The organism is Streptomyces sp. NPDC029292 (genome assembly GCF_055569295.1).
Genome location: NZ_JBVHXR010000013.1, coordinates 202,957 through 219,241, shown reverse-complemented (window position 1 = coordinate 219,241; position 16,285 = coordinate 202,957). Strand labels below are relative to the sequence as shown.

Annotated in this window: 15 protein-coding genes; 11 read left to right on the top strand and 4 right to left on the bottom strand. The window is 69.4% G+C overall.

What is annotated here, in order from left to right; all coding sequences use genetic code 11:
• Positions 1-303: 303 nt before the first annotated feature.
• Positions 304-1,557, top strand: a complete 1,254-nt coding sequence (locus ACZ4WS_RS27490) for an ATP-grasp domain-containing protein (protein WP_467984371.1) — start codon at positions 304-306, stop codon at positions 1,555-1,557.
• 19 nt (positions 1,558-1,576) lie between these two features.
• On the opposite strand, the gene ACZ4WS_RS27485 is transcribed toward ACZ4WS_RS27490, so the two are convergent.
• On the bottom strand, positions 1,577-1,942 hold the full coding sequence (locus tag ACZ4WS_RS27485) for a hypothetical protein (protein WP_467984370.1): 366 nt from the start codon (positions 1,940-1,942) through the stop codon (positions 1,577-1,579).
• A 181-nt stretch (positions 1,943-2,123) separates the two neighbouring features.
• Between ACZ4WS_RS27485 and ACZ4WS_RS27480 the strand changes: the two genes are divergently transcribed.
• The 5 genes from ACZ4WS_RS27480 (at position 2,124) to ACZ4WS_RS27460 (ending at position 8,452) form a co-directional block, all read left to right on the top strand.
• Positions 2,124-2,450 carry a hypothetical protein gene (locus ACZ4WS_RS27480; RefSeq protein WP_467984368.1) on the top strand — a complete coding sequence of 109 codons (327 nt, stop codon included), beginning with the start codon at positions 2,124-2,126 and terminating at the stop codon, positions 2,448-2,450.
• Positions 2,413-3,897 (top strand): winged helix-turn-helix domain-containing protein, encoded by a 1,485-nt coding sequence (locus tag ACZ4WS_RS27475; RefSeq protein ID WP_467984521.1) that lies wholly within the window; start codon positions 2,413-2,415, stop codon positions 3,895-3,897. The genes ACZ4WS_RS27480 and ACZ4WS_RS27475 overlap by 38 nt, the downstream gene beginning before the upstream one ends.
• Positions 3,898-4,327: 430 nt before the next feature.
• Positions 4,328-5,563, top strand: coding sequence for a glycosyltransferase (locus tag ACZ4WS_RS27470; RefSeq protein ID WP_467984520.1), 1,236 nt, complete (start codon positions 4,328-4,330; stop codon positions 5,561-5,563).
• Positions 5,564-5,755: 192 nt separating this feature from the next.
• Positions 5,756-7,909 (top strand): RNA polymerase recycling motor ATPase HelR, encoded by a 2,154-nt coding sequence (gene helR, locus ACZ4WS_RS27465; protein ID WP_467984366.1) that lies wholly within the window; start codon positions 5,756-5,758, stop codon positions 7,907-7,909.
• A gap of 36 nt (positions 7,910-7,945) precedes the next feature.
• On the top strand, positions 7,946-8,452 hold the full coding sequence (locus ACZ4WS_RS27460; protein ID WP_467984364.1) for a glycosyltransferase: 507 nt from the start codon (positions 7,946-7,948) through the stop codon (positions 8,450-8,452).
• Between the two features lie 142 nt (positions 8,453-8,594).
• Here ACZ4WS_RS27460 and ACZ4WS_RS27455 read toward each other — a convergent pair whose 3' ends face one another.
• Positions 8,595-8,879, bottom strand: coding sequence for an SHOCT domain-containing protein (locus ACZ4WS_RS27455; RefSeq protein WP_467984362.1), 285 nt, complete (start codon positions 8,877-8,879; stop codon positions 8,595-8,597).
• Between the two features lie 239 nt (positions 8,880-9,118).
• On the opposite strand from ACZ4WS_RS27455, the gene ACZ4WS_RS27450 reads away from it, so the two are divergent.
• Positions 9,119-9,556 (top strand): DUF7144 family membrane protein, encoded by a 438-nt coding sequence (locus ACZ4WS_RS27450; RefSeq protein WP_467984360.1) that lies wholly within the window; start codon positions 9,119-9,121, stop codon positions 9,554-9,556.
• A 54-nt stretch (positions 9,557-9,610) separates the two neighbouring features.
• On the opposite strand, the gene ACZ4WS_RS27445 is transcribed toward ACZ4WS_RS27450, so the two are convergent.
• The gene (locus tag ACZ4WS_RS27445; protein WP_467984359.1) at positions 9,611-9,958 is read right to left on the bottom strand and encodes a hypothetical protein; all 348 of its coding nucleotides are present in this window, start codon (positions 9,956-9,958) and stop codon (positions 9,611-9,613) included.
• A gap of 628 nt (positions 9,959-10,586) precedes the next feature.
• Between ACZ4WS_RS27445 and ACZ4WS_RS27440 the strand changes: the two genes are divergently transcribed.
• Genes ACZ4WS_RS27440 through ACZ4WS_RS27425 form a run of 4 tightly spaced genes read left to right on the top strand, consistent with a single transcriptional unit; the run spans position 10,587 to position 14,532 of the window.
• Positions 10,587-11,426: an SDR family oxidoreductase gene (locus ACZ4WS_RS27440; protein ID WP_467984356.1), complete on the top strand. Its 840-nt coding sequence runs from the start codon at positions 10,587-10,589 to the stop codon at positions 11,424-11,426.
• 45 nt (positions 11,427-11,471) lie between these two features.
• Entirely contained in the window at positions 11,472-12,947 is a 1,476-nt protein-coding gene (locus ACZ4WS_RS27435) for a cytochrome ubiquinol oxidase subunit I (protein WP_467984354.1), read from the top strand.
• Positions 12,944-13,993, top strand: a complete 1,050-nt coding sequence (locus tag ACZ4WS_RS27430; RefSeq protein ID WP_467984352.1) for a cytochrome d ubiquinol oxidase subunit II — start codon at positions 12,944-12,946, stop codon at positions 13,991-13,993. Before ACZ4WS_RS27435 ends, ACZ4WS_RS27430 begins: the two co-directional genes overlap by 4 nt.
• The gene (locus ACZ4WS_RS27425; protein WP_467984351.1) at positions 13,990-14,532 is read left to right on the top strand and encodes a gluconokinase; all 543 of its coding nucleotides are present in this window, start codon (positions 13,990-13,992) and stop codon (positions 14,530-14,532) included. The genes ACZ4WS_RS27430 and ACZ4WS_RS27425 overlap by 4 nt, the downstream gene beginning before the upstream one ends.
• A 4-nt stretch (positions 14,533-14,536) precedes the next feature.
• Here the strand turns inward: ACZ4WS_RS27425 and ACZ4WS_RS27420 are convergent, their stop codons facing one another.
• Entirely contained in the window at positions 14,537-16,285 is a 1,749-nt protein-coding gene (locus tag ACZ4WS_RS27420) for a cation:proton antiporter (protein ID WP_467984350.1), read from the bottom strand.

Here is a 16,285-nt window from a genome sequence, read left to right as displayed (position 1 = left end):
ATCTCGAATAGCCGTACACCGCTACACCAGTTGACACGCATAGCTGTGGCTTGCAGGATCACGACACGACGTGAAGGCCGGTCATCGCACAGCGAGCGTGGGGCTCGTATGTGCGCTGGCTCCAGCACAGCACGGAGTGTTGCCGGGCTGCGGACATGCACCGTTCAGGTGTGCACGGCCGCAGCCCGGGCCAACTCCCGCCGGGCACGCAGTTCCAGGCGTGCCCGGACCCGCGCCCCCACTGGCAGCGAGGCGGTCGCCGAGCCGACGCGGTCTCACCCTGACGTCCGGAGGGCTCCACCCGTGCACCCGACACAGCACCGCCCCGTTCTGCTCGTCGGGGCCGGCGTCCGCGAGTACCACGCTCACAGCCTCCTGCAGATCGCCGTCGCGCACCCGCTGGTGCTGATCGACCGCGCCGTCCCGGACTGGGCCCGCCCCTACCTGCAAGGCGCGGTCACTGCCAACCTCTCCGAGCCCGGCGAAATGGCCACGGTGGTACGGGAGTTCACCGCCGGCCACCCCATCGGCGGAATTGTCAGCTACGACCCCCGTCGCATGGGGCCCGCCACCGAGCTGGCGCGGGAGTTAGGTCTCCCCGGCAATGCGCCCGCCGCTGTGGCCGCCAGTCAGGACGCGGAACGGACCGCTGTCCTGCTGGAGGAACACGGCATCGCTTCGGCGCGGTCTCACACGGTGCACAACGAAGACAGTGCGGTCGCTGCCGCCCGCATGATGCGTTTCCCCGTCTCCCTCAAAGCAGCCGGGGCCGGCGAGCCAGTGCGCGCGGACGGCGACGACGAGGTCCGGGCCGCACATCGGCAGATATGCCAGGGCGACCCCGCCGATCCGTTCATCACGGCCGTGACGGTGGAAGAGTTCGGGCTGGACGGCCCGGAGGCCGGGGTCGAGGCGGTGATCGTCTCGCCCGGTGAGATACGGACCGTCGCCGTCACGCGCACCGACGTCAGGCCCGGCATCTCCTCCAGCCCGTTCGGCTACAGCGTCGACGCCCACGACGAACTGCTCCACGACGCCGCCCTCACCCGGCTCGTCGCCCAGGCGGTCACCGCGCTCGGCCTCACTGTGGGCGTCGTGCACATGGAGGTGCGGCTGACACAGCAGGGTCCACGTGTGCTGAGGGTGAGCGCCGGTCCCGCCGACGGTCTCATTCCCCTGCTGGTAGACCGCGCCACGGGCATCAACCTGGCGCGCACAGCGGCCGCACTGGCCACCGGCGCCGCCCCCGACCTGTCCCCCAGCAGAGGACGAGCGGCCGCGATCCGCTTCCTCTATCCGGATGCCACAGGCCGCCTGGCCCGGCTCAAGGCGCCTTCCTCGTTCGCCACGCAGCCGTGGCTGGACCGCTTCGCCTGGACGCAGCACACCGGAAGCTCCGTACTCGGCCCGCCCCACAGCGGTGCCGAGGACCGCCTCGCGCACTGGGTTGTCACCGGAGCGGACGCCGTGGAGTGCGGCGCACGGCTCGGCCTGATCCACGATCAGGTCACCGCGCGCGTCTCACGCACCGCATCAAGACCTGTCAGCGCGTGGTGAAGATATCGCTGTCGCGCTACTAATCCTGGGTATCCCGGTACATGTACTCCGGTTCGTGCTCGACGTAAGGGGCAAGCCTGGCCGTTTCCTCAGGCCGGAGCTCACTGTTCATGCCCGGAAGGAGCGGTGCTCCAGGACGACGGTGAACGCCGATGTAGTCCATCGAAGGGCCGGCCATACGCTGCTGCCACACGACCACCGATGTGATGTCCCCCCACGGTACGAGGGCTGTCTGCGCTTCGTAACGCGCCGGGGCCCCGCCGAGCAGCACACCTGCGCCGTCAATGCGGAACGCCACCAAGCGCTTCCAGCCGGCGCCCGCCAGGAGTTGGAAGGGGGTGCGGGTGAAGTGTGCTTCGTAGACAGCAGGATTCGGAACAGCCATGGTCAAAGGCTATCGGGACGATATTGCCCACCCAGCACCCCTGGCGGCATGCGTCTGCCCCAGCCTCGAACTCATACCCAGAAGAGGATGGAACACAGGCTCTCTCGGGGTTTCGTAACGCCCCCGGCTCACCGGTCATATGAGGGATGTGCCGATCCCCGGCCGGGGCCACTGTCAAAGCATGACTGACACCCCCCACCCCAACTCCGCAGAACCGGAGCGCGGTTCTGAGCCCGCCGACAGCCAGACAAGAGCCACCCGCCGATCTGTGATCGCCGGCCTGGGCGGCATGACCCTCGGACTGGCCACCCTGGGCCTGACGGGTTCCGCGGCCGCGCAGGCGACGACGGAGGCAGACCGGAGCACCGCGGCCGAACCCCCCATCCGATCGGCCGCCGCCTGCGTCCTCACCCCCGAACAGACAGAGGGCCCCTACTACCTGGACCTGGAGACGGTCCGCAAGGACATCACTGTCCGCCGCGATCGACTGGAGCCATCGGCTCCTTGATCCGGCGGAACAGGCGGTTTTCCGGCGTCTTTCGGTCCTCGTCGGCGGGTTCGACACGGCTGCGGCTCAGGCGGTCTGCAGCGACGGCGGCATCGCGTCGCGGCAGATACTCCGCGTGCTGTGCGCCCTTGAGAACAAGTCCCTGATCGTACGAGTGCCGGGGGACGCACTGCCTGCCCGGTTCAGGCAGCTCACCGCCATCCGCGGCTACGCCCTGGAACGCCTGACAGCATCCGGCGAGCTGCCCGCCACCCGGCGGCGGGCCCTGCAGTGGCTGAACGGGCTGGCGGAGCGCGCCGGTGACGAGGTGTTCGCCGACCAGATCGGTGGTCCCCTCGCCGGAGAACGGGACAATCTCGCAGCGGCACTCGCCCACACCACGGGGCGCGACGGCGCTTCGCACATCAGGCCGACGCTCGAACTCGCCCGGGTGCGGTACCAACAGGAGCAGCCGTCCGCCGCCCGTGCGCTGCTGGCGCGACTTCTGGACGACGACAACAGCCGGGCGCTCGGCGGCGCGGTCCCGGCACTCGCCGCCCGCGTGGCCTGCCAGCAGGGGGACTTGGCGCAAGCACTGCGGCTCGGCGAGCAGGCCGTGAACGTCGAACGCACACGCAACCACCCCGCCGGGCTTGCCAACGCCCTGGACGCGCGGGCCGCGGCACGCCTGTGCCGCGGCGAGTTCGCCGAGGCCGTGGCGGACCTGCGCGAGTGCCTGGACATCGTCGCCGCCCTCGGCAACGCGCACGACACGGCATGGTGTACCCACCACCTGGCCTGGGCCCTGCTCCAGGCGGGCGGGGAGGCCCGCACGGGGCGGCCCGCGAGTTCCGCCAGGACGGCCCAGGACGCCGACGTGCTGATGTCCCGTTGTCTGCCGGTGCTTCGACGGCGCGCCCCCTGGCGCCAGTTGGCGGCCGCGCTGCACACCGCGGGCGCCGTGCGGCTGGCCCTCGGCGATCTGAAGAGCGCTGAGAGGCTGTTCGCCGAGGTGCTGAGGACCGCTCCGGGGGCCAGCTTCCACGCGCTGTACCCCGTCGAGGGCCTGGCCATCGTGGCGGCCGAGAGCGGTGACATGCAGCGGGCCCTACGACTCTGTGAGGCGAGCGCCGAGGCACGCCGCCGACTGGACACCGAGCCCGAGGCCCCGTGGCGGCGCCGGGTGGAAGAGACGGCGGCGCGGGCACGGACACGGCTGTCGGCGGCCGCGCGGGAAGCGGCCATCAGCCGAGGCCGCCGACTGCGCGGGGACCGGCTGGTCGCCTACGCCCTGCGAGACAGGGGCGGTGGGCGGGGCGGCGTCGATGCCCTGATCGCTGACGAGCAGTTCCCGCTCACCGGCAGGGAGTTCATGGTGGCCGAGCTCGTCGCCGAAGGGCTGACCAACCCCTCATGTTCCTCCCCGATCCGCCCCGCTTGGGGGTCCACACGGCCGCCGACACCTTAAAGCTCATGACACGATCATGGTTGGGCTCGTTTGGGGTGTCGCCAGCAGAGAAGGCTGCAGGCGCGGACGGACGCGACGGCCGTCGATCGGCGGGATGCTGTCGACCAGGGCGAGGGTCCGGGAGACGTCGTTGACGTTGGCCGCGGGATCTTGTTACGAGCTCTGAAGAGGGTGGGGAACTCTCGTTCCGGGGCTGCATCCGTGGGCCCCTGGGAGATCCTCCTGGGCCGGCGGTACCGCCGTACGCAACGCGCCGCGTATTCGCGAGGAGGTTGTTCGTCCACAGCGGACGGTGAAGGGAAAGGGGAGTACCCACTCCTTTCCACTCTCAACTTATAGCGCACGGGGGGCCTTGCGGCAAGGCCCCCATCATGCCGCAGAATCTCCGGCCGAGGCCAGAATCTGCGGAAACGGGAGTCGCGAAGTGCGTGTGTTGTTGTCGACGTATGGGTCGCGCGGGGACGTCGAACCCATGGTGGGACTCGCGGTGCGGTTGCGGGAACTCGGCGCGGAGGTGCGGGTGTGCGCGCCGCCGGACGAGGAGTTCGTGGAGCTGCTGGCCGGTGTCGGCGTGCCGCTGGTGCCCTTCGGCCTGTCGGCGCGCGCGCTGACGACGAAGGCGGCGCCGCCGTCGTCGGCGGACCTGACCCGGCGCGCGGCCGAGTTGGTCACCAGCCAGTTCGCCGCGGTCACCGCGGCGGCCGAGGGATGCGACGCGCTGGTGGCGACCGGCGTGATGTCGGCCGCGGCCGGCGCGCGGTCGGTGGCCGAGAAACTGGGCATCCACTCCGTGTCGGTGACCTTCCAGCAGCTCACCCTGCCGTCGCCGCAGCGCCCGCCGCTGGCGTATCCGGGCCGGCCGCTCCCGCCGGAGGTGACCGACAACAGGGTGCTGTGGGACCTGGACGCCCAGAACATCAACGCGCTGTTCGGTGAGTCGCTCAACGCCAACCGGGCGTCGATCGGCCTGCCCCCGGTGGACAACGTCCGCGACTACGTCATCGGCGACCAGCCGTGGCTGGCGACGGACCCGATCCTGGACCCGTGGCAGGAGACGCCGGACCTCGACGTCGTACAGACCGGCGCCTGGATCCTGCCGGACGAACGCCCGCTCCCGGACGAGCTGGTGGCGTTCCTGGACGCCGGCGCACCACCGGTGTACGTGGGCTTCGGCAGCATGCCCATGCGCGCCTCGAAGGACGCTGCCCAGGTGGCCATCGAGGCGGTCCGCGCGCAGGGCCGCCGCGTACTCGTCGCCCGCGGCTGGGCCGACCTGGCCCTGATCGACGACGCCGACGACTGCTTCGTCGTCGGCGAGGTCAACCAGCAGGCACTGTTCGGCCGGGTGGCCGCCGTCGTGCACCACGGCGGCGCGGGCACCACGACGACGGCCACCCGGGCCGGCGCGCCTCAGGTGGTGGTACCGCAGTTGGCGGACCAGCCGTACTGGGCCGGCCGGGTGGCCGACCTGGGCATCGGCGCGGCACACGACGGTCCGACTCCGACCTTCGCGTCCCTGTCGGCCGCGCTCAAGACGGCCCTGACCCCCGAGACCTGCGCACGAGCGACCGCCGTAGCCGCCACGATCCGCACCGACGGGGCGACGGTGGCCGCAAAGCTGCTGCTCGACGCGGTCAGCCGAGAAAGGCCACCAGTGTCCGCGTGAACCACACGGGATCGTCGAACCAGGACCTGGAACCCGAGAACAACCTGCGAACCCTGGCGACCTGAACCGACAACGGCCACAGGGTCCACGTCAGACGGAGCGTTGCCCGTCACGGCCACCAGGTTCGTCACGCGGTCCAGACGCCTTGCCACACGCAATGGTCGCAAGCGACCTCAGATCGGAGCTGCTTACGTGCACCCGCTGACCACCAGCGCATTTGACCTTCCCGACCACCTCTCCCCCAAGGCCGACCCGACGCTGATCGCCGGCGATGAGCAGCACTTCGCGGCCATCGCGGAGTGCCTCGAGCAGTCGATCGCCGAGCTGTCCGACCGCCTCGATGCCGCGCTCAAGGCCCCCGGCGGCATCGGCCGGCAGGCGATGGACCGGGACATGGAGATCCACCGGCTGACCGCTCGCCTGCGCGCACTGCGTCGCTTCGGTTTGGACCTGTGCCTCGGACACATGGTCGGCGCGGACGACCCCGAGCCCGTGTACGTCGGACGACTTGGCCTTAAGGACAGCGCGGGTCGTCGGCTGCTGGTCGACTGGCGCTCCCCCGCGGCCGAGCCCTTCTTCGGAGCCACCCATGGCAACCCGATGGGTCTGGCAAGCCGCCGCAGGTATCGCTGGACCCGCGGCCGGATCAGCGACTACTGGGACGAGGTGTTCACCTCGGACGGGTTTGCCGGGCACGCCGCGCTCGACGACCAGTCCGCCTTCATCGCCAGCCTGGGCAGCAACCGGTCGGCACGGATGCGAGACGTGCTCGGGACCATCCAGGCCGACCAGGACGCCATCATCCGCGCGGGATCCCGCGGCGCTCTCGTCGTCGACGGCGGTCCGGGTACGGGGAAGACCGTCGTCGCTCTGCACCGCTCCGCCTACCTCCTCTACTCCGATCCTCGCCTCGGTCACCGTCGGGGCGGCGTGCTGTTCGTCGGCCCGCACCGGCCCTACCTGAGCTACGTCGCCGACGTCCTCCCCAGCCTCGGAGAGGAGGGCGTGCAGACCTGCACCCTGCGGGACCTCGTCTCCGAGGGAGCCGCAGCAGCGATCGAGGCCGACCCGGACGTGGCCCTCCTGAAGTCGTCCGCGAACCTGGTGACGGCGATCGAGACGGCCGTCAGGTTCTACGAGGAGCCGCCCACCAAGGGGATGACGGTCACGACCCACTGGTCCGACATCTGGCTGAGCGCCGACGACTGGGCCGTGGCGTTCGAAGCAGCGGAACCCGGTACTCCGCACAACGAGGCGCGCGACCAGGTCTTGGAGGAGCTGCTCACGATCCTGGTGGACAACCACGACGGCGACGCCCCGGACGACCTGCTCCGCAAGTCGCTGCTGCGGAACAGGGAGCTGCTCACGGCCTTCAACCGGGCGTGGCCGCTGCTCGAAGCGGCTGACCTCGTCGGAGACCTGTGGTCGGTGCCCGCCTACCTGCGCAAGTGCGCTCCCTGGCTCAGCCCCGATGACGTGTCGAAGCTGCAGCGCGAGGACGCCCAGGCCTGGACGGTGTCCGACCTGCCACTCCTGGACGCGGCACGGCAGCGGCTCGGCGACCCGGAGGCGGCGCGGCGCAAGCGTCGTAACGAAGCCGCCGTCGCCGCCGAACGCGCGCGCAGGGCCGACGTCATCGACAGCCTGCTGCAGAACGTCGTGATCGACGAGAGCGAAGGCGCGGTGGGGATGCTGCACGGACGGGACCTGCAGGACACCCTGATCGACGAGAGCGCACTGCCCGGCACCGAACCCGACCTGCTCGCCGGCCCGTTCGCACACATCGTCGTGGACGAGGCCCAGGAACTGACCGACGCGGAGTGGCAGATGTTGCTGCTCCGGTGCCCGTCCCGGAGCTTCACCATCGTCGGGGACCGTGCCCAGGCCAGGCACGGGTTCACGGAGTCGTGGCAGGAACGACTCGAGCGGATCGGGCTCGACCGGATCGACCTTGCCTCCCTGAGCATCAACTACCGGACGCCGGAAGAAATCATGGCGGAAGCCGAGCCGGTCATCCGCTCCGTGCTCCCGGACGCCAACGTGCCGACCTCCATCCGCAGCGGCGACGTCCCCGTCGTACACGGATCCGCTTCGGATCTGAGCTCGATCCTCGACACCTGGCTCACCGCACATGCCGACGGGATCGCCTGCGTCATCGGCGATCCCACATTCCGGACGACGTCCCGCGTCCGGTCGCTGACCCCGGAGCTGTCGAAGGGGCTCGAGTTCGACCTGGTCGTCCTCATCGACCCAGAGGCGTTCGGCAAGGGCATCGAAGGAGCGGTCGACCGCTATGTCGCGATGACCCGAGCGACCCAGCAACTCGTCATCCTCACGAGCTCCTGACGTCGGCCGGACGAACGCCCGCTCCCGGTCGGGTTGGTGGCGTTCCTGGACGCCGGCGCACCACCGGTGTATGTCGGCTTCGGCAGCATGCGCCGCGTCTCGGAGGACATCGCCCGGGTGGCCGTCGAGGCGATCCGCGCGCAGGGCCGCCGCGCACTCGTCGGGCGCGGCTGGGCGGACCTGGCCCTGATCGACGACCGGGACGACTGTTTCGCCGTCGGTGACGTCAACCACCAGGCACTGTTTACCCGCGCCGCCGTCCTGCACCACGGCGGCGCGGGTACAACGACGACGGCCGCCCGGGCCGGCGCGCCTCAGGTGAAGCTACCCCAGATCGTGGACCAGCCGTACTGGGCCGGGTGCCCGACCTCGGGATCGGCGCGGCACACGACGGTCCCACTCCGACCCAGCGAGTCCCTGTCAGCCGCGCTCAGGACGGCCCAGCGCAAGCCGGTTGATGTGCTCCGGATGCCGGGCGGCGTACAGGACTCTGCTGGCGACGCCTCAAACGAGCCCAACCATGATCGTGTTATGAGATCTTAGGAGCCGGTGCTGCAGAACTCAGGCGGTGTCAACGGCCGCTTGCCACCCGGCTTCAGGCTTCCCTTGAGCCCCTCGCTCCGGGGGGATGGTGACGCACCCGGACTGGGCGGAGTCGAAATGCTCCGCCACGCCCGGGGGCCGGTCAGGAGCCGAGGATCCTGCGCTTCTGCTCCTCGAATTCGGCCTCGGTGAGGACACCCTGGGCCTTGAGTTCCCCGAGTTGCTTCAGCTGATCGATCCTGCTGCTCATATCGTCGGCCGACTGGGCAGGCGGGGGCTGGGCCGATGGCACGGGCTGCGGCGGGGCCTCCTGATATTCCTGCTGGGCCCATCGCCCCTGCTGGCGGCGTGACACACGGTTCGACACGGCGGTCGCTGTACCTGCCACTACGGCTGTGCGGGCGACCCCGCGGAGGAGACCTGGCACGGCGGGTTCCTTTCTCGCGGGAGGCGCGGGAAATAAACAACTCCCCTGACCGATGCGCGATTCTCGGCGCACCGGGTACTTCCATTGGACCACCGCACGATTTTCCCCGCACATCGACCTTGGCGCTGCCCTGCATAAATGCCGACGATCTGACGGTCGGCGATTATCGTGCCAAGCTGAAATGCGGGCCACCGACCGACCACAGGTCAGTGGCGAGGCCTACGCGGGAGGAACTCGGAATGACTACGACTGGAATGCACCAACACGGCGTCGGAAGCAGCAGCAGCGGAGGAGGAGCGTGGGTCACCGGTTGGACCGCCTTCGCCGGGGCCATGATGATCTTCGGTGGGGTCATGGCGATATTCCAAGGAATCGCCGCCATCGCCAACGACGACTTCTTCGTCATCACCCGCAACTACGCCTACTCCTCCGACCTGACGAGCTGGGGCTGGATCCACCTCATCCTCGGCATTCTGGTAGTCCTCGCGGGCGCCGCCCTGTTCCGTGGGGCGCTGTGGGCACGCATCACCGGAATCGTCCTGGCAGGCCTGTCGATGATCGCCAACTTCATTTGGCTGCCGTACTACCCCGTCTGGGCCATCGTGCTGATCGCCGTGGATGCCTTTGTCATCTGGGCGCTGTGCATCGGAACCAGCCGGGAAGCCAGCACAGACTAGGACCTGTCCGGGCGATCACGCGTCAGGTCTCGGTCGAACTGATCCCCGTCTCGATTAGTGCGGTCCGATGTGCTTGCTGTCTGAGCTGGACTGGTCTGTGGAAGTGCTGGTGGCGCTGTGCGTGCCGTAGAAACGGCCTTGGTCACACAGGGCGTCGATCTCGGCGTTCTCTTCCTGGCTCAGCTGCGCATCCAGCGCGTCGCTGATGACGCGTCGGGCGCGGGACAATCGCCGAGCAACATCCCAGTCGACGATGAATGTGCCGACGGTGTGCTCGTCGGCGGTTCCGAACGCCATGCGGGATCCGAGTTGGTCGAGGGAAACCACGAATTCGTTGAGGTCCTGCAGGACTGCCACGACCTCATCGAGAGGCATGCGGATCTCTCGGGAGGACATGTCCATCAGCCGATTCAACTCCAGAGCTGGTACTCCGGCCCAGATCCTGATCTTGCTGGTCGGAGCTGGTCCGGGAACAGGTGCGGCCACCGGTGATCACCGGTGTGCGAAGACAGAAGATCAGACAGTGACCGCAGGCCACAACATAGAAGCTCCCCGCCGGCGCCGGAGCCAAGGAACACCGCTTCAACGACTGGGCCCTGGCCGACGTCGCCGACGACCGGCCCGGCGACCGCCAACGATTGTGCTCAAGAACAGGCTCAAACGGCCTGATCCCGCTGACCTGCAGCAAGATCCAGCACCTGTTCACCCCGCTCGTGGCCCCGACCGTCCACACAGTCATGCACACGCTTCGCTGGTCCAAGTGGCGACGACGCCATCAAGCCCGGGCACTGGCCTGCCACTACCAACGGCGGCCGCCCGATAGCCCCAAAGATCACGATCTACGGCTGGAGTACCAGCCGACCGCGCCATCCCGAGCAACCCGGCGGGTGCGCATTAGGCCGTTCAGCCAGGGTCGGCGCCCCGACCGGCTGACAGGAGACGCGCCACCGAGCCGCACTGACCCGCCGGTGTTTTTGTTGGGGGGCGGATTCCTCCGAAGGTCCGCGTCGCCACCCACAGGGAGACACGAGTGGAAACCAGCGGCAGTGACGGTCGCCAGCCCCTTGCCTACCCGCTCCTCAAGGGGCAGAAGGTGCTGGTGACGGGCGCGAATTCCGGCATCGGCAAGGCCACGGCGATCGGCTTGGGGCGGGTGGGCGCCGATGTGGTGGTGAATTACGTGGCCGGGCAGGACACCGCGGAAGAGGTGGTACGCGAGATCGAGGGGTTCGGCGTCCGTGCCTACGCACACGAGGCGGACGTGTCGCAGGAGGACCAGGTCGTCGACATGGTTTCCCGCATGGTCAAGGAGTTCGGGACCATCGACGTCATGGTGGCCAATGCGGGGCTCCAGCGCGATGCCCCCATCACCGATATGACCATGGCTCAGTGGCAGAAGGTGCTGGACGTCAATCTGACCGGACAATTCCTGTGCGCCCGCGAAGCGGCCAAGGAATTCATGCGACGGGGCGTCGTCCCCGAGGTCTCCCGCTCCGCCGGGAAAATCATCTGCATGAGTTCGGTCCACCAGATCATCCCCTGGGCGGGCCACGTGAACTACGCGGCGTCCAAGGGCGGGGTGCAGATGCTCATGGCGACCCTCGCGCAGGAGCTCGCGCCGCACCGGATCCGGGTCAACGCCGTTGCTCCGGGGGCGATTCGCACGCCCATCAACCGCAGCGCCTGGGACACCCCGGAGGCCGAAGCCGAGCTTCTCCGGCTCATCCCGTACCGCCGCGTCGGCGACCCGGACGACATCGCGAACGCGGTGGCCGCTCTGGCGTCCGACCTCTTCGACTATGTCGTGGGGACCACGATCTACGTGGACGGCGGAATGACGCTGTTCCCCGGTTTCGCCACGGGTGGCTGAAGCCCGCTGCACCTCAGCCGTCCGGTACGAGCCACCGAGGCCCATGTGAACAGCGCGATCGACCACTTTCTGGCGGGCGACCCAGCACAGCTTCTGCCGGCCCGGGAGCTGATGGCCTTCACCCTGGCCTCTCACATCCTGCTCGTGCCCTTCGGCGTGGCCCTGCCCGCCATCACGCTCCTGATGCACTACCGCGGGCTGCGCAAGGGCGACGCCGTCGCCCTGCTGCTCGCCCGGCGTTGGTCGGCGGTCATGGCCGTGCAGTTCGCCATCGGCATTGTGACCGGCACGGTGCTGTCCTTCGAATTCGGTCTGCTGTGGCCGGGGATGATGGGCCGTTGGGGCGATGTCTTCGGCCTCGGCTTCGGGGTCGAGGCATGGGCGTTCTTCCTCGAAGCGATCCTCATCGCCATCTACCTGTACGGCTGGCGGCGGCTCAAGCCGTGGACGCACTTCTGGCTCGGCCTGCCCCTGCCGCTGGCCGCGCTCATGGGGGCGTTCGGCATCGTGGCCGCGAACGCCTGGATGAACACCCCACGGGGCTTCACGCTCGACGCGTCCGGCAACCCTGTGAACGTCAACGTGCGGCAGGCGGTCTTCACGCCGATGCTCGGCCCCGAATACTGGCACTTCGTGGTCGGCGTGATCCTGACCGCCGGGTATGTCGTGGCCGGGGTGTACGCGGTCGGCCTGCTGCGGGGCCGCCGTGACCGCTACCACCGGCTCGGCTTCACGGTGCCGTTCTCCGTCGCCGCGATTCTCACCCCCGTGCAGTTCATGCTCGGGGACTCGATCGCCCGCTCCGTCTTCCACAAGCAGCCGGTGAAGTTCGCGGCCACCGAAATCGTCTGGAAGACCGACACCCACGTGCCGGAGTACATGTTCGGGCGCCTGCATCCCGACGGGTCGATCTCCGGCGGGATCAAAATCCCCCAACTGGACTCGATCCTCGCCGGTTTCAGCGTGAACACCAAGGTGACGGGCCTGTCATCGGTCCCCGCGAGCGACCGCCCGACGGCGACCCAGGCCACCATCGCCCATTGGGCGTTCGACATCATGGTGACCATCGGAAGCCTGCTCATCCTGCTCGCGCTCTGGTACGGCTGGTGCTGGCTGCGCCGCCGTGACCTGCCCAAGTCGCGGTGGTTCTTCCGGTGTGCCGCTGTCGCCGGCGCCGCCTGCCTGCTGACCGTGGAGTGCGGCTGGATCACGACCGAGGTGGGCCGGCAGCCCTGGATCGTCTACCAGAACATGCGGGTCTCGGAAGCGGTGACGGACACCCGTGCCGCGTCCCTGTGGACGATGTTCGGCATCGTCGTGGTGGTCTACGTCCTCGTCCTCGGTAGCTTCCTGGCCGTCCTTCTGAAGATGAGCAGCCGGTGGCGGCTGCCCGACGAGGGCGCTCTCGCGGGAGCCGCCGCGGAGGACCTGGAAGACAACACCCCCTATGGGCCCCGCCCGTTGTCCAGGGCCGGAAGCAGGGACAGCACGACCGGAGGCCGGGACAGGGGGAACGAATGATCGAGGACGTCGTTGCCTGGGTACTGCTGGCCGCGGTGGCCGCCTATGCGTGCGCCGGTGGCACGGATTACGGCGCCGGATTCTGGGACCTCGTCGCGGGCGGCGCCGAACGCGGCAAACGCCCCAGGTGGCTCATCGACCACGCCATGGAACCGGTGTGGGAGACCAACAACGTCTGGCTCATCTTCGTTCTGGTCATCATGTGGACCGGCTTCCCGGTCCTGTTCCAGACGGTCTTCACGGCCATGTGGCTCCCGCTGGCGCTCGCGGCCGTGGGACTCGTCCTCCGCGGCGCCGGCTTCGCCCTGCGCAAGCCCACGCGGCGTCTTGCCCGGCGCAGGGTCTACGGCGCCGCCTTCGCCGTCTCCTCGCTGCTGACCCCCTTCTTCCTCGGTACGGCGGTCGGGGCCCTCGCCACGGGCCGGGTGGCTCCCGGAACGAAGGCGTCCGCCGACGCGTGGTCCAACGGGACGTCGGTGATCGCCGGCCTGCTGACCGTCGCCGCGACCGCTTTCCTCGGGGCGGTGTTCCTGACCGCCGACGCCCGCCGCTTCGATGCCGCCGACCTTGTCGGTTACTTCCGGCTGCGGGCCTGGTGCAGCCTCGGCGTCATCGCCGTACTGGCGGTCGTCGGCTTTACCGTGACCCACAACGACGCGCCCTATGTCCACGACGGGCTCACCAGCGGAATCGGTCTCGCCCTCGTCCTGGTCGCCGTAGTCAGCGCGTTGGCCACTGCCGGACTGCTCTACCGCACCGCGACGGGATGGGCGAGGATCACCGCGGTCGGCAGCGTGGCCCTCGTCGTCCTGGCGTGGGGGCTGGCTCAGCGGCCCTATCTCATCCCCACCTCACTGACCGTGTCCCAGGCGGCCGGCGCGTCGACGACGCTGCGCTGGCTGATGCTGGTCACGGTCATCGCGGTGGTGCTCGTAGGACCACCCCTCGTCCTGCTCTACCGGCTGGACACCCGCGGGGCCCTCCAGCCCCTCACCGAGGCGGACTTGCGGCAGACGGCGGCCGGACGGGACCCCGAGAACCTGTGACCGGGGCCGGCAAAAAGCCACCGATCGTGTTGGTCCTGGGCGTGTCGGGTTCCGGGAAGAGCACCGTCGGCAAGGCGGTCGCCGAGCAGCTCGATCTGCCCTTCGTCGAGGGCGACGACTTCCATCCCGCCGCGAATGTCGCCAAGATGGCCGCGGGCCACCCGCTGGACGACGCCGACCGCGAGCCCTGGCTGCGCATTCTCTCCGACCGCATCCACCACTCCGCCGAGGCCGACGAGGGGCTGGTCGTCGCCTGTTCGGCCCTCAAGCGCGCCTACCGCGACGAGCTCCGGGCGGCCGCGGGCCCCGTGCTCTGGTGCCTGTACCTCGCCATGGACCGGGACACCGCCTGGGATCGCGTGTCCCGGCGCACCGGTCACTTCATGCCCGCCCGGCTGGTCGACTCGCAGTTCGAGACGCTGGAGCCGCTGGAATCGGACGAGCCGGGCATGGCCGTGGACGCCACGGCCGACCTTCCGGCGAATCTCACCCGGGTGCGGGCCGCCGTCGCGCGCTTCGACGAGCACTCGGCCCGCTGACGGGTCAGGCACTCAGGAGTACGGCGACGTCTCCGGTCTGCGGCGTCGGACCGCCGGTACGGGTGACGGGAAGCAGCCGGCCGTCACCACGTACCAGGAACAGCATGGTGTGTCCGGCCGGGACGGACCTCTCGACCCGATGCGTCACGACGCGGGCGCCCCGGGCATAGCGGCGCGCCAGTTCGGGTCCGGTCAGTTCCGGATCGAAGAGTACCTCGCCACCTGTGTAGGGGGCGATGACGCCCTGGCTCTCCGTAGGCGGCCCCAGACGGTAGACCGTGCCCTCGACGCTGCCCTCGAGGTTCATGGACGCCAGCGCGTTGAAGTCGTCCTCGCCGGTGAGGAGCAGGACCCCGGTGAGGCCCTCGAGCTCCGCGCCGGCACCCGTGGCCGCGGCGAACAACTCTCCTGGGGCGAGTTCGATCCCGGCGGCCCTGATGCTGGCGCGCTCCGCCTCGTGCCCTGCCCACATGACCACGTCCAGCCCCACCGATCGCAGGGCCCGCCCCAGGTCGACCACCCAGGGATCCCCGCCCACAAGCAACGGCCTGGACCGCGCCGAGCGCACCACGCCCAGCCGTCTCGCCACGGGCATCGCGCTCAGCCCGTACAGCGTGACGGTGGCCACGATCACCAGGAACGTGGTCGGCAGGATCTTCGCAGCGCCACCGATCCCCTGGTCGGCCGGCGTGGCCGAGAACGTCGAGGCGGTGGCCGCGGCCACGATCCCGCGTGGCGCCATCCACCCGAGGAGCCCCCGTTCTCCGGCCGTCAGATCGGTCCTCAGTGCTGACAGGGCCGCCACAAGTGGCCGTGTCACCAGGACGAGGACCGCCACCAGTCCCAGCGTCGGCAGCAGCACATGCCGCAGGGACTCGGGGCTGACGGTGGCCGAGATGGAAATGAACAGCAGTCCGATGACCAGATTCACGAGGGTCTCGAAGAACGGCCTCCGGGCGACGACGTCCTGGCCGGGCAGGTTCGCCACCGCCAGCCCCATGAGGACGGCGGCGATGAGTCCCGTGTCGTCCCGGAACGCGTCGCAGGCGGCCGCCACACCGACCACCATGGCGAGCTGCACGGTGGTGCCGAGCACCTCTCCGAGCCGGAGCCTGCGCAGCGCCACCGTCAGGACGGCCGCTCCGGCGACGCCCCCCACGACGCCTACCGCCGTGCTGACGGCGAAGTGCCCGATCTGGCTTGCGAAGCCGCTGTGCCCTCCGGCCGTGACGCCGTGAAAGACCAGCGCGCCCAGGATGCCGCCCACCGGATCGATCAGCGTCCCCTCCCAGATGAGGATCCGCTGCAACCGCTCCGTGGGTCGGACGAAGTTGAGCAGCGGGCCGACAACAGTAGGCCCGGACACGACGAGGATCGCTCCGAGCATCACGGCCGCGCCCTGTGACATCCCGAGGAGCGGTATGGCCACAAGGGCCGCCGAAGCCCAGGTGAACAGCACACCGAACCCGATCAACCGCACCACGACCCGGCGCGTGTGTGCCCGGAACCTCTTCAAGTCCAGGCCGAGCCCGGCATCGTAGAGGATCACCGCGACAGCCAGCGAGACCAGCGGGGAGAAGGTGCTGCCCAGGAGCCGCTCGGGGTTGACGTCGTCCGTCAATGCGCCGGCGGTGAATCCGACGGGCAGCAGAACGATCAGCGCGGGGATGCGCAGAAGGCTCGCCACGACCTGCGAGCCGACGGCCAGTACGACGATCAGGCCGAGGCCCACGAGCACTTGGGCTTCCGTCAC